Raw genomic sequence first — 12474 nt, 5'->3', positions numbered from 1 at the left:
CGGAAATGGGGTGCGTTTGTGCAGACCCTCTGCACGAGATGACCGGAAATTCATGACGGCCCGAGTAGGCTGCACTTGCCCAGATCAGTCGTCGCTCTCGTCGGTGCCGAACAGGCCGAACTGTGCCGCCGCATCGCGCGAGGGCTCGGCTATCCCGAGATGGCGGAAGGCGTGCGAGGTGAGCAGGCGGCCGCGCGGGGTCCGCTGCAGATAGCCACACTGGATCAGATAGGGCTCGATGATGTCTTCGATCGCGTCGCGCGGCTCGGACAGTGCGGCGGCCATCGTCTCGACGCCGACCGGGCCGCCGCCATAGTTCTGCGCGATGGTCGTGAGGTAGCGGCGGTCCATCGCATCGAGGCCGGCGGCATCGACCTCGAGCGCGCTCAGCGCGTGATCGGCAATCTTGCGATCGATCCTGTCGGCATCGGCTGCCGAGGCGAAATCGCGCACGCGGCGGAGCAGCCGGCCGGCGATGCGTGGCGTGCCGCGCGCGCGTCGCGCGATCTCGTTGGCGCCATCCGCGCTCATGCCGACGTTGAGCACGCGTGCGCCACGGGTGACGATGCTCTCAAGCTCTTCGATCGTGTAGAAATTCAACCGGATCGGAATGCCGAAGCGGTCGCGCAAGGGATTGGTGAGCAGGCCGGCGCGCGTGGTGGCGCCGACGAGGGTGAATTTCGACAGCTCGATCTTCACCGAGCGCGCCGCCGGGCCCTCGCCGATGATGAGGTCGAGCTGGAAATCCTCCATCGCGGGATAGAGCACTTCTTCCACCGCAGGGCTGAGGCGATGGATCTCGTCGATGAAGAGCACGTCGCGCTCTTCGAGATTGGTGAGGAGTGCTGCGAGATCGCCGGCCTTGGCGATCACCGGGCCCGACGTGGCACGAAAGCCGACGCCGAGCTCCTTGGCCACGATCTGCGCCAGCGTGGTCTTGCCGAGGCCGGGGGGACCGACGAACAACACGTGATCCAGCGCCTCGCCGCGCTTGCGCGCCGCCTCGATGAAGATGGACAGATTCTTGCGCGCCTGCTGCTGGCCGACGAAATCGGACAGCGATTGCGGGCGCAGCGCAGTGTCGCCGACATCGTCACTGCGGCGCTCGGGCGTGACCATGCGGTTGGCCTTGGGATCGCTCACTCAGCGGACTCCCGAAAATCGTAGGGTGGGCAAAGGCGCTCTTCGCGCCGTGCCCCCCATGTCGCTGATCGCTCTATAGATGGTGGGCACGCTTCGCTTTGCCCACCCTACGAGATTGACCATTTCCGCGCTCACTTCGACAGCTCCTTCAGGCCCAGCCGGATCAGCTGCGCGGTCCCGGCGCTCTCGCCTGCACTGCGCGCGGCCGATGCGATCGCGGCCGCCGCCTGCGGCTGGCCGTAGCCGAGATTGACCAGCGCTGAGATCGCGTCCGCCACGGGTCGCGGCGCGCGCTGGTCGTCGACGGCCCCGGCGAGGTGCACGACCGCCGGATCGACATTGGCGAAGGCCGGCGCCTTGTCCTTCAGTTCGGTGACGATGCGCTCCGCGACTTTGGGGCCGACACCGGGCGTGCGCGCCACCGCGGCCTTGTCGCGCAACGCGATCGCGTTGGCGAGGTCGGACGGCTGCAGCGTACCGAGCACGGCGAGCGCGACCTTGGCGCCGACGCCCTGCACGGTCTGAAGCAGGCGAAACCATTCGCGCTCCTGGTCGCTGCGGAAGCCGAACAGTTTGATCTGGTCCTCGCGAACATAGGTTTCGATCGACAGCACGGCGGCCTCGCCCGGCGAGGGCAGATGCTGCAGCGTGCGCGTCGAGCAATGCACCTGATAACCGACACCGCCGACGTCGAGGATGACGAAATCCTCGCCGTAGGAATCGATCAGGCCCTTGAGCTTGCCGATCATAGGCCTGCCACCTTCAGCCGCAGCGCGGTGCTCTGGCGATGATGGGCATGGGTGATGGCGATGGCGAGCGCGTCGGCGGCGTCCGCGGACGGCGGATCGGCCTTGGGCAGCAAGATCTTGAGCATCATCGCGATCTGCTGCTTGTCGGCGTGGCCGGCGCCGACCACCGTCTTTTTCACCTGGTTCGGCGCGTATTCGGCAACGCTGATGCCGAACATCGCGGGCGCGAGCATGGCGACGCCGCGGGCCTGGCCGAGCTTCAGCGTCGCGACGCCGTCCTTGTTGACGAAAGTCTGCTCGACCGCGGCTTCCATCGGCTTGTGACCGGACAGGACGGCGGCGAGCCCCTCATGGATCGCGAGCAGCCGGCTCGCCAGCGGCAAATCGTCCGGCGGCTCCACCGAGCCGCAGGCGACGTAGATCAGGCGATTGCCCTCGGCCTCGATCACGCCCCAGCCGGTGCGGCGCAGGCCAGGGTCGATGCCGATGATGCGAACGGGGCCACGAATCGGAAGCGTCGTCATGGGCCAGTGATAGCGGCTGGCCGCCGTGGGGGAAACAGAAACAGAACGGAAGTAACAGGGGAAGTGGCCCCCTACCCGCCCATCTTCGCCAGCAGCGCGTCCGACACCTCGAAATTGGCGTAGACGTGCTGGACGTCGTCGTGCTCGTTGAGCAGGTCCATCAGCTTGAGCAGCTTCTCGCCGGTCTCGTCGTCGACCGCGACCGTGTTCTGCGGCTTCCAGATCAGCGCGGCCTTGCGCGGCTCGCCGAACTTGGCTTCCAGCGCCTTGGCGACGTCGCGATAGCCTTCGGTCGAGGCGTAGATCTCGTGGCCGGCTTCGCTCGATATCACGTCGTCGGCGCCGGCCTCGATCGCGGCATCCAGCACCGCATCGTCAGAGGCAACGCTGCGGTCGTATTCGACGATGCCGGTGCGGTCGAACATGAAGGACACCGAGCCGGTTTCGCCAAGATTGCCGCCGGACTTGGTGAAGAAGGAGCGGATGTCGGAAGCCGCGCGGTTGCGGTTGTCGGTCAGCGCCTCGACGATGACGGCAACGCCGCCGGGTCCGTAACCCTCGTAGCGGATCTCGTCATAGTTCTCGCCGTCATTACCGAGCGCCTTCTTGACGGCGCGCTCGATATTGTCCTTCGGCATGTTCTCCTGGCGCGCCGCCGTGATGGCCGCACGCAGGCGCGGGTTCATGTTGGGGTCGGGCGTCCCCAGCTTGGCCGCGACGGTGATTTCCCGCGCCAGCTTGCCGAACAGTTTCGACTTCTGGGCATCCTGCCGCCCCTTGCGGTGCATGATGTTCTTGAATTGGGAATGTCCGGCCATGCGTGATCTTCTCTAGGGGAATCGTGCGCCAAGGTGAGCGTGGGAAGCGCGGCCTTATAGGCCGCCACCCCCCTGGAAAGAAAGAGGCTCTACGGCTTTAAGGTAACACCGTATGGGCCCGTGCCTAGATGTCAGGCACCGTTAACCCTGATTTCATTCCAGCCTGCGAAAATAGCGTCCGACCGTCCCCCGACAAGAGAGACCTGATGGCATTCGGACTATTTCGGAAGCGTCTGCCGGACATGACTGCAACTGCGGCTGCCCCGCAGGCTGCACAGCCGGCGGCCCATTCCGAGCCTGCCGCGGCCGTCGAAAGCGATTCGGCCAAGGAAATCCTGGAACTGCTGGAACTCGAGCTGGGCGCCATGATTCGCCAGCTCGAGCGCGCCGCCAATTCGGTGGCCGGCGGCGCCGAGGCGACCGCGACGACGCTTGCCGCCATCCGCGACCGCACCGACGCCCTGACCGGCCGGACCAACGCCGCGCAATCGAACGCCTCCACCTTCGCCCATGCCGCCGACAAGTTCACCCAGTCGGCGCTGGGCATCGGGGCGCAGGTTCGCGAGGCCGGCAAGCTCGCGGACGAGGCCAGCGCCGCGGCGCAGGAAGCCCGCGCCAACGTCGATCGCCTACGCGAATCCTCGGCCGCCATCGGCAACGTCGTCAATCTGATCGCGCAGATCGCGCGGCAGACGACGCTGCTCGCGCTCAACTCGACCATCGAGGCCGCGCGCGCGGGCGCTGCGGGAAGAGGCTTTGCGGTCGTCGCCACCGAGGTCAAGGCACTCGCGGTGCAGACCCAGGGCGCGACGGAGGAGATCACCAAAAAGATCGACGCGCTGCAGCGCGACGCCGCCGGCTCCGCGTATGCGGTGCACCGCATCTCGCAGGCGATCGAGGCCATCCGCCCGGTGTTCGAGACCGTCAACGGCGCGGTCGCCGAACAGAACGCCACCACCAGCGAAGTCTCCGGCAACGCGACCAGCGCGTCGCAGTTCATCATCTCGGTCGGCGAAAGCGCAGCCGAGATCGATGCTGCGACCAAGGCGGCCGAGAGCCACGGCGAGAACGTCGCGAGCGCCGGCAAGGCCGTGACCGCCTTCGCACAGAAACTGAAATCGCGCTGTGCCGTGCTGCTGCGCCAGAGCGAGCACGACGACCGCCGCAAGACCGAACGGCTGCCCTGCCATCTCAAGCTCGAAACCGCCCGCGGCGTGCTGCCGGTCTACGAGATAGCGATGGACGGCGTGCTGATCGGCGGCGCCGACGCGGGCCGCCTTGCATCGCAAGCCATGATCGAAGGCACCCTCGAAGGCGTCGGCGCCTGCCGCCTGCGCGTGGTCGAGCAGTCCAAGACCGGCGCCCGAGCGCAATTCGTCAATCCCGCTGCCGCGCTCCGCGAGAAGCTCGAGGACAGGCTCTGGTCGATCCACGAAGAGAACACGGAGTTCGTGACCCGCGCCATGGAAGCGGGCAACGCGCTGACCGCGATCTTCGAGCAGGCGGTTGCTCGCGGCGAGGTGAAGATCGACGACCTCTTCGACACCGATTATGCCGAAATCGCCGGAACCAATCCGCAGCAGTACCGCACCCGATATCTGGACTGGGCCGACCGCGCGCTGCCGTCGTTCCAGGAAGCGTTTCTGGCAAAGGACCCGCGCTTGGCGTTCTGCGCCATGGTCGATCGCAACGGCTTCCTGCCGGTGCACAACAAGATCTATTCGCATCCGCAGCGGCCGGGCGATGCCGCGTGGAACACAGCCAACAGCCGCAACCGGCGGATGTTCAACGATCCGGCGGGGTTGGCTGCCGCGCGCAACCTGCGCTCGTATCTGGTGCAGAGCTATGCGCGCGACATGGGCAACGGCAATACTGTGATGATGCGCGAGATCGACGTTCCGATCCGCGTGCAGGGCCGGCACTGGGGCGGATTTCGGACGGCCTACAAGCTCTAGTGCGCGCTCAGGCAAGACGCCAACGCGCGAATCACCTCTTAAGACCGGAATTGGAATGGGAATGCCGCGGAGAGCCGGCGAACGGCTCTGACTGGAGGACTCTCAAGACATGTCCGTCGTACAACTTGCAGTACTGGACACCGGCTCCAACCGAACGCTTGCCGAGCGGCTGATCGATCAGCTCGCCGACCGCATCGGCGGCCTCGGCGTGGAACTCGCCGACATCGCCGGCAACGTCCAGGAAGTCGCAAGCCGCGTCGCGAACCAGTCGGAACGGTTTCATCATCTCCAGGAAACCGCCGAGACAATGGTGTCGGCCAACCACGACATCGCCAATGCGTCGCAGGCGGTTCAAACGACCACGTCGGCGGCGGTCGGCGAGATCGCGCAGTCGCGCGGCGCAGTCGATGCCGCGGTGAGCCACATCTCCGAACTCGTCGCAGCCGTCGAACGCATCGAGGCGCGGCTCAGCGCCGTCGGCTCCGCGCTGGCGCAGGTGGCAAAAGTGTCCGGCTCGATCGAGGCGATCGCGAAGCAGACCAACCTGCTCGCGCTCAACGCCACCATCGAGGCAGCACGCGCCGGCAATGCCGGCCGCGGCTTCGCGGTGGTCGCAAGCGAGGTCAAGAACCTCGCGGAAGCCACCCGCCAGGCCACACACCAGATCTCCGACACCGTGCGCGATCTCGACGGCCAGATCGAAGGCCTGATCGGCGAGAGCAGCGATGCTTCGCAGCGCGCGAAGACGGCCGGCGAAGGCGCCCAGCGGATCTCCGGCATCATCTCGCGGGTCCAGCAGGGCTTCGCCTCGGTGGAAGCGGAGATCGGCAGCGTCACGCGCGCGGCGACTTCCAATCTCGGACATTGCGACAGCGTCATCAGCGAGCTCAACGAGCTCGCCAAGGGCGTCGACCTCTCCTCGCGCGATCTCAAAAACGCGGATCAGCGCGTGACCAAACTGCTCGACACGTCCGAAGGCCTGATCGCGCTGATCGCAGACAGCGGCGTCGAGACGTCGGATGCGCCGCTGATCCGAATCGTCGTCGAGACCGCCAAGCGGATCTCGGACGAGTTCGAAGCCGCCATCGGCCGCGGCGAGATCACGCTCGACCAGTTCATGGACGAGAACTATCGGGAAATCCCCGGCACCGATCCCAAGCAGTACAACACTAACTATGTCGACTTCACCGACCGCGTGCTGCCCGCGGTCCAGGATCCGATCCAGAAGTCCGATCCCCGCATCGTGTTCTGCGTCGCCTGGGCCAAGGGCGGCTATCTGCCGACGCACAACCCGAACTACCGCCTGCCGCAGGGCAAGGACCCGGTCTGGAATAACGCCAATTGCCGCAACCGCCGCCTGTTCACCGATCGAGCGGTGCAGAAGGTCGCGGCCAACACCAAGCCGTTCCTGCTCCAGACCTATCGCCGCGACATGGGCGGCGGGCAGTTCGTGCTGATGAAGGACCTGTCCTCGCCGATCATGATCCGCGGCAAGCACTGGGGCGCCTTCCGGATGGGCTTTCGGCAGAGCTGACGGTCACTCCTGCGGACCTTGAATCAAAAAACCTCGAAAACAACCCCATGCACAGTAGCGGGGGCGAGCAGAATCAATGGCTTAAGCGCCCGATGAATCCGTCGATCCAGGCGTCTCTGAAGCGCTTGCGGCGTCGGGCAAAACAGGCGTAGAGTGCTATTATTCCGAAATTTCCATTCCTCCCTTCTCTCCTTGTCGAAGCCATCCCCGCCAGACAAAGAAAAGCCGCCACCGGAACGAAACGATGACGGCTTCCTCCTGGCTTGCGAAACCCGCCTTTACCGCCCGGCTCCAACGCGATTGACGCCACCATTCGCATTGCCACCGGCGTTATGACGGACTGCGGCGCGCGCCACCGGGCGCGGCCTGAGCACGACGCCTGCACGAGCAACGCAACCCGCCGGATATTCTACGTACTGGCAGTAAATCACCGCCTTGGCTGGGGTTGGACTGAGCGACAGGGTTGCAAGCCCAAGCAGGCCGCTGGCGGCGATGCCCGCGACCGTCGCTGACTTGATCGAAAGAAGCTTCCTCGGATGCATGGCGGACCTCCCTCTTCGCACTTGCGTCACCGAAAGGTGACGGAAGCGCCTCAGGTGCGGCTGAACATAGCGTAGGCGTCGCAATGCGCGGGTTCGATTGATCTACATCAAGCTCACGCGCGGAGTGAGCCGCAATCTCGCGAGCGGGGCTTAAGGAATTCATGGAAGGGTTTCTGTCATGCTCCGCTTCATTCTTGCTTCTCTTGCCGCTTTCGTTTTGCTCACCGCCTGCTTGATCCCCGATGATGCCGAGGCCCGGCGCGGCGGAGGTGCCTATCGGGGTGGCGGCGCTTACCGCGGCGGTGCGGTCGCAGTTCGAGGACCGCGGGGCGGCGGCGCTGTTGCAGTGCGCGGCGCAGGCTATCGGGGCGGCTATCGCGGCTACGGCTATCGGCGCTACGGTGTAGGAGCGGCAGCGGTCGGCGCGGCTGCCGTTGGCACTGCTGCGTACCGCCGCAGTTGCTACGATGCTTACGGAAACTACATTTGCGCCTATTGATCCGTGGCGACGCCCGATAGCGCGGCTAGGCCTTCTGTGCGCACAAGCAAGCGCCGGCGGTGACCGTTCGAGCCGTTTACACCAGCAAAGCGGAAGGCATGGGCATGGGCCTGTCCATTGCGCGCACCATTATCGAAGCGCACAACGGGTTCATATAAGCGAGTAATCGGGAGCACGGCGGTGCCTCGTTCACGATCAGGCTTCCCTTTGCCGGTTGATGCACAACGGTGCCCGTACGCGGAGACGGACCCCTCACCCGAGTGAGCCTGCGTCTACGGGCGTCGCTGCCCTCTCCCACAAGGTGAGAGGGCACATCAATGAGTCGCCGCAATTGATCGCGTCAGAAGCCCGCGCCGTCGATCGACTTCCATAATCGCACGAGTTTCGTCATCGCATGATTTTGCGCATTCGCACGATCATCTGCGGCGAGCAACGGCGCATGTGAAGAAAAAGCGTCAGAAAATGACGATTATCATATCAATTAGCCCAAAATCACCGCAGCGATCGCCGCACAAATTCGTGAACGTCATGGCCTGACGCGCTCGCTACGCAAATATGCATTGCCGGAAATGTCGACGCTTCATCGTTTCGCATCGATATGATTATTGTGCGCGCAAATTCGCTGACTAGATCGCCGTAAGCGATCGAGCGAGCAAGGGGATGCATATGGCAACTGTTCTCACCATCAACGGCGAAACGAAATCGTTCGACGCGCCACCTGAAATGCCGCTGCTGTGGGTCCTGCGCGACGTCCTCGGGATGACCGGCACCAAGTTCGGCTGCGGCATCGCGCAGTGCGGCGCCTGCACGGTGCACGTCGATGGCAAGGCAGTCCGATCCTGCGTCTTGCCGGTCAGCGCGGTCGCGAACCGCGCCATCACGACGATCGAGCATGTCGGCAGCACGCCTGCGGGCGCGAAGGTGCAGAAGGCCTGGCTCGATGCCGAAGTGGTCCAGTGCGGCTACTGCCAGTCCGGCCAGATCATGGCGGCCGCGGCACTCCTGGCGGCAACGCCCAGCCCTGACGATTCCGACATCGACGCCGCGATGGCTGGCAACATCTGCCGCTGCGGCACCTATGTGCGCATCCGCGAGGCCATCAAGCAGGCCGCCTCCGGTCGTCAGTCATGAGGTCCGCCATGACCACCGACAAGACTCTTCCTGACGTCTCCCGCCGTGCGCTTCTGACCGGCGGTCTCGCCACCGGCTTCCTGCTCGCCTTCCACCTGCCGCTGCGCGCCGCCGTCAACGAGCCGGAGCAGCCGAAGGACACGACCGACGGCAAGTTCGCGCCCAACGCCTTCATCCGCATCGACGAGACTGGCCGCACCGTCCTGACGATGCCGCAGGTGGAGATGGGCCAGGGGGTCTATACTTCGATTGCGATGATCCTGGCCGAAGAGCTGGACGCCGATTGGGCAAAGGTCGCCGTGCTGCATGCGCCGCCCAACGACAAGCTCTACGCCAATCCCGCCTTCGGCTTGCAGGCCACGGGTGGTTCGACCTCGATCCGTGCCTGGTGGAAACCGTTGCGGGCAGCCGGCGCCAGCGCGCGGGCGATGCTGGTGCAGGCCGCAGCAGTGCAATGGCAGGTCGAGCCTGCAAGCTGCACCGCGTCGAAAGGCGAGGTCGTGCACGCCGCAAGCGGCCGCAGGCTCGGCTATGGCGAACTGGCACTGGCCGCACAGGGCCAGACGCCGCCGAAGGATGTTTCGGTCAAGGACCCCAAGGACTTCGTCATCATCGGCCAGCCGCTGAAGCGGCTCGACACGCCGGACAAGGTCAATGGCAAGGTCGTCTACGGCATCGACGCGATCCTGCCCGGCATGAAGATCGCAGCGATCGCCAATTGCCCGGTCTTTGGCGGCAAGGTCGGCAAGGTCGACGACAGCGCGGCGGTGAAAATCCCGGGCGTGCGCAAAATCGTGGTGCTCGAGGATACAGTCGCCGTGATCGGCGACCACATGTGGGCCGCCAAGAAAGGCCTCGATGCGCTCAAGATCGAGTGGAACGAGGGACCGAACGCCAAGCTCAGCACGGAGGATATCTGGCAGCATCTGCGCGCCGCCAGCGCGAAGGACGGCGTGGTCGCGAAATCGGTCGGCGACATCGCCAAGGGGCTCGCAAGCGGCGACAGGTTCGAGGCGAGCTTCGAACTGCCGTTCCTCGCGCATGCCTCGATGGAGCCGATCAACGCCACCGTTCACGTCAGGCCTGATGCCTGCGAAATCTGGACCGGCACGCAGATCATGACACGCGTGCAGTCGGAGGCGGCGAAGGCCGCGGGCCTCCCGGTCGACAAGGTGATCGTCAACCAGCATCTGCTCGGCGGCGGCTTCGGCCGCAAGCTCGAGCCGGACATGGTGGTGGCCGCCGTGAAGATCGCAAAGCAGGTCGATTATCCCGTCAAGGTGATATGGACCCGCGAGGAGGACATCCAGCACGACGTCTACCGCCCGGTCTATCGCGACCAGGTCACGGCATCGCTGGTCGACGGCAAGGTCGCGGCCTGGAAGTACAAGGTCGCCGGCTCCGCCGTGCTGGCGCGCTGGCTGCCACCGGCGTTCCAGAAGGGTATCGATATCGACGCGGTCGATGCCGCGGTGGATGCGCCCTACGACTTCGCCAATTTCCATGTCGAATACGTCCGCGCCGAACCGCCGGCGGTGCCGACCGGCTTCTGGCGCGGCGTCGGTCCGAACAACAACGTGTTCGCGGTCGAATGCGCGATGGACGAACTGGCGCGCAAGGCCGGCAAGGACCCCGTCGAATTCCGCCGCTCCATGCTGACCAAGAATCCGCGCATGCTCGCGGTGCTCAATCTCGCCGCCGAGAAATCCGGCTGGGGCCAACCGCTGCCACCGCGCGTCGGTCGCGGCATCTGCGTCCAGCCGTCATTTGCAAGCTTCCTCGCCACCGTGGTGGAAGCGGAGATCGACGATATCGGCGAGATCACGCTCCGCCGCATCACATCGGTGGTCGACACCGGCATCGCGGTCAACCCCGATACAGTGAAGGCGCAGATCGAGGGTGGCCTGGTGTTCGGCCTCACCGCCGCGCTCTATGGCGAGATCACCATCGAGAAGGGCCGCGTGCAGCAGTCGAATTTCCACGACTACCGCATGATGCGCATCAACGAGATGCCGAAGGTCGAGGTCGTCGTCGTCAAGAGCGGCGAGGCGCCCGGCGGCATCGGTGAGGCCGGCGTCAATGCTGGACCGCCGGCGCTGCGCAACGCCATTTACGCGGCAACCGGCGTCGCGCTACGGCGCCTGCCGATCGATCGGAAACTGCTGGCTGCGGGGAAAAAGGCATGAGCGGCAAGATGCGTATCTTCACTGGCATCGTCGTGATCGCCATTGTCGTGGTGGCGCTCGGCGTCTGGATCATCCGCGGGCCCGGCCCGCTCGACTTCGCTGGCGGCCCCAAGGTAGCGCTGGCGGATTACCGTGCCGGCAAGCCGACCGGCGTGCCGGCGAAGCTCGAAAAGGCGAGCCTGGTCGAACGCGGCGAATACCTCGCGAAGGCGGCCGACTGCATGGTCTGCCACACCAAGCCGGGCGAGAAGGACTATTCCGGCGGGCTCGGCTTCAAGCTGCCGTTCGGCACGCTCTATTCCACCAACATCACGCCGGACAAGGACACCGGCATCGGCAATTACAGCGACCAGGATTTTCTCAACGCCGTCCAGCGCGGCAAGCGCCATGACGGCGCCCAGCTTTATCCAGCGATGCCGTACACGTCCTATACCTACATGACCGACGAGGACGTGCTGGCGGTCAAGGCCTATCTGTTCAGCCTGCCGGCGGTACGTGCCAAGCCGCCGGAGAACACGCTGTCGTTCCCGTTCAACCAGCGCTGGGCCATGATGTTCTGGTCGGCCGTGTTCAATCCCGACACGCGCTTTGCGCCCGATACGTCGAAGAGCCCGGAATGGAATCGCGGCGCGTATCTTGTTGAAGCGTTGGCGCATTGCGGCGAATGCCACACGCCGCGCAATCTCGGCTTTGCGCTGGACAACCGCAAGAAGTTCGCGGGCGCGATCACGGCGGGGTGGCGCGCCTTCAACATCTCCTCCGACAAGGCCACCGGCCTCGGCAGCTGGCGTGACGAGGACCTGATTTCCTATCTGTCGCTCGGCCACGCGCCGGGCCACGGCTCGGCGTCTGGTCCGATGGGTGAAGCGGTCGACCACAGTTTCAGCCAGTTCGCGCCTGAGGACATCCGAAGCATCGTCGCCTATTTGCGCAGCGTACCGCCGCAGCCCTCGCCCGACCTGCCCGCAACCACCGCGCCCGTTGCGCCCGCCTCGCACAAGGACGGCGTCACTGCGGACGCGCGCGGCAAGAAAATGTTCGCCAGCGCCTGCGCCACCTGCCATGGCTGGAGCGGCGAGAGCCCGGTCTCGCCGATGGCGACGCTGACCGGCACCTGGGCCGTCAACGACCCCGCCGCCACCAACGTCGCGCAGATCGTGATCTCAGGCACCAAGCGGAATACGCCCGACGGGGCGCTGTCGATGCCGGCGTTCGGCAACGCCTATAGCGACGACGAGATCGCGGCGGTCGCGAATTACGTCACGGCAAGGTTCGGTGCGAAGGGATCGAAGCTGACGGCGAAGGATGTGGCGGGGTTGAGGGAGCAGACGGCGGAGTAGGTGCGGTGAGCGCATCACTCTCGGCGTCGTCCCGGCGAAGGCCGGGACCCATA

The 12474-nt window shown here is 65.3% G+C and carries 11 protein-coding genes; 6 read left to right on the top strand and 5 right to left on the bottom strand.

The window, feature by feature from the left end:
• Positions 1-84: 84 nt before the first annotated feature.
• From ruvB to IVB48_RS32160, 4 genes are all read right to left on the bottom strand, one after another.
• Entirely contained in the window at positions 85-1119 is a 1035-nt protein-coding gene (gene ruvB, locus IVB48_RS32175) for a Holliday junction branch migration DNA helicase RuvB (protein ID WP_197031222.1), read from the bottom strand.
• Positions 1120-1274: 155 nt separating this feature from the next.
• The gene (gene ruvA, locus IVB48_RS32170; RefSeq protein ID WP_027570280.1) at positions 1275-1892 is read right to left on the bottom strand and encodes a Holliday junction branch migration protein RuvA; all 618 of its coding nucleotides are present in this window, start codon (positions 1890-1892) and stop codon (positions 1275-1277) included.
• Complete coding sequence (gene ruvC / locus IVB48_RS32165) at positions 1889-2416, bottom strand: crossover junction endodeoxyribonuclease RuvC (protein ID WP_007599969.1); 528 nt, start codon at positions 2414-2416, stop codon at positions 1889-1891. Before ruvC ends, ruvA begins: the two co-directional genes overlap by 4 nt.
• A 71-nt stretch (positions 2417-2487) precedes the next feature.
• Positions 2488-3234 carry a YebC/PmpR family DNA-binding transcriptional regulator gene (locus IVB48_RS32160; protein ID WP_027570279.1) on the bottom strand — a complete coding sequence of 249 codons (747 nt, stop codon included), beginning with the start codon at positions 3232-3234 and terminating at the stop codon, positions 2488-2490.
• Between the two features lie 206 nt (positions 3235-3440).
• On the opposite strand from IVB48_RS32160, the gene IVB48_RS32155 reads away from it, so the two are divergent.
• Positions 3441-5189: a methyl-accepting chemotaxis protein gene (locus tag IVB48_RS32155; protein ID WP_247406396.1), complete on the top strand. Its 1749-nt coding sequence runs from the start codon at positions 3441-3443 to the stop codon at positions 5187-5189.
• 109 nt (positions 5190-5298) lie between these two features.
• Positions 5299-6723, top strand: coding sequence for a methyl-accepting chemotaxis protein (locus IVB48_RS32150; RefSeq protein WP_247406393.1), 1425 nt, complete (start codon positions 5299-5301; stop codon positions 6721-6723).
• Between the two features lie 278 nt (positions 6724-7001).
• Here IVB48_RS32150 and IVB48_RS32145 read toward each other — a convergent pair whose 3' ends face one another.
• Positions 7002-7265 (bottom strand): hypothetical protein, encoded by a 264-nt coding sequence (locus IVB48_RS32145; protein WP_007599963.1) that lies wholly within the window; start codon positions 7263-7265, stop codon positions 7002-7004.
• A 178-nt stretch (positions 7266-7443) separates the two neighbouring features.
• Between IVB48_RS32145 and IVB48_RS32140 the strand changes: the two genes are divergently transcribed.
• From IVB48_RS32140 to IVB48_RS32125, 4 genes are all read left to right on the top strand, one after another.
• Positions 7444-7764 (top strand): hypothetical protein, encoded by a 321-nt coding sequence (locus IVB48_RS32140; RefSeq protein WP_247359558.1) that lies wholly within the window; start codon positions 7444-7446, stop codon positions 7762-7764.
• A gap of 666 nt (positions 7765-8430) precedes the next feature.
• Positions 8431-8895, top strand: coding sequence for a (2Fe-2S)-binding protein (locus IVB48_RS32135; RefSeq protein WP_247406390.1), 465 nt, complete (start codon positions 8431-8433; stop codon positions 8893-8895).
• A gap of 8 nt (positions 8896-8903) precedes the next feature.
• Positions 8904-11081 carry a xanthine dehydrogenase family protein molybdopterin-binding subunit gene (locus IVB48_RS32130; protein WP_247406387.1) on the top strand — a complete coding sequence of 726 codons (2178 nt, stop codon included), beginning with the start codon at positions 8904-8906 and terminating at the stop codon, positions 11079-11081.
• Complete coding sequence (locus IVB48_RS32125; protein ID WP_247406384.1) at positions 11078-12421, top strand: cytochrome c; 1344 nt, start codon at positions 11078-11080, stop codon at positions 12419-12421. The genes IVB48_RS32130 and IVB48_RS32125 overlap by 4 nt, the downstream gene beginning before the upstream one ends.
• Positions 12422-12474 lie beyond the last annotated feature (53 nt).

Source organism: Bradyrhizobium sp. 76 (genome assembly GCF_023073025.1).
Lineage (GTDB): Bacteria > Pseudomonadota > Alphaproteobacteria > Rhizobiales > Xanthobacteraceae > Bradyrhizobium.
Note: the sequence above shows the minus strand (reverse complement) of the source record. Positions and strands in the feature narration are given on the sequence as shown.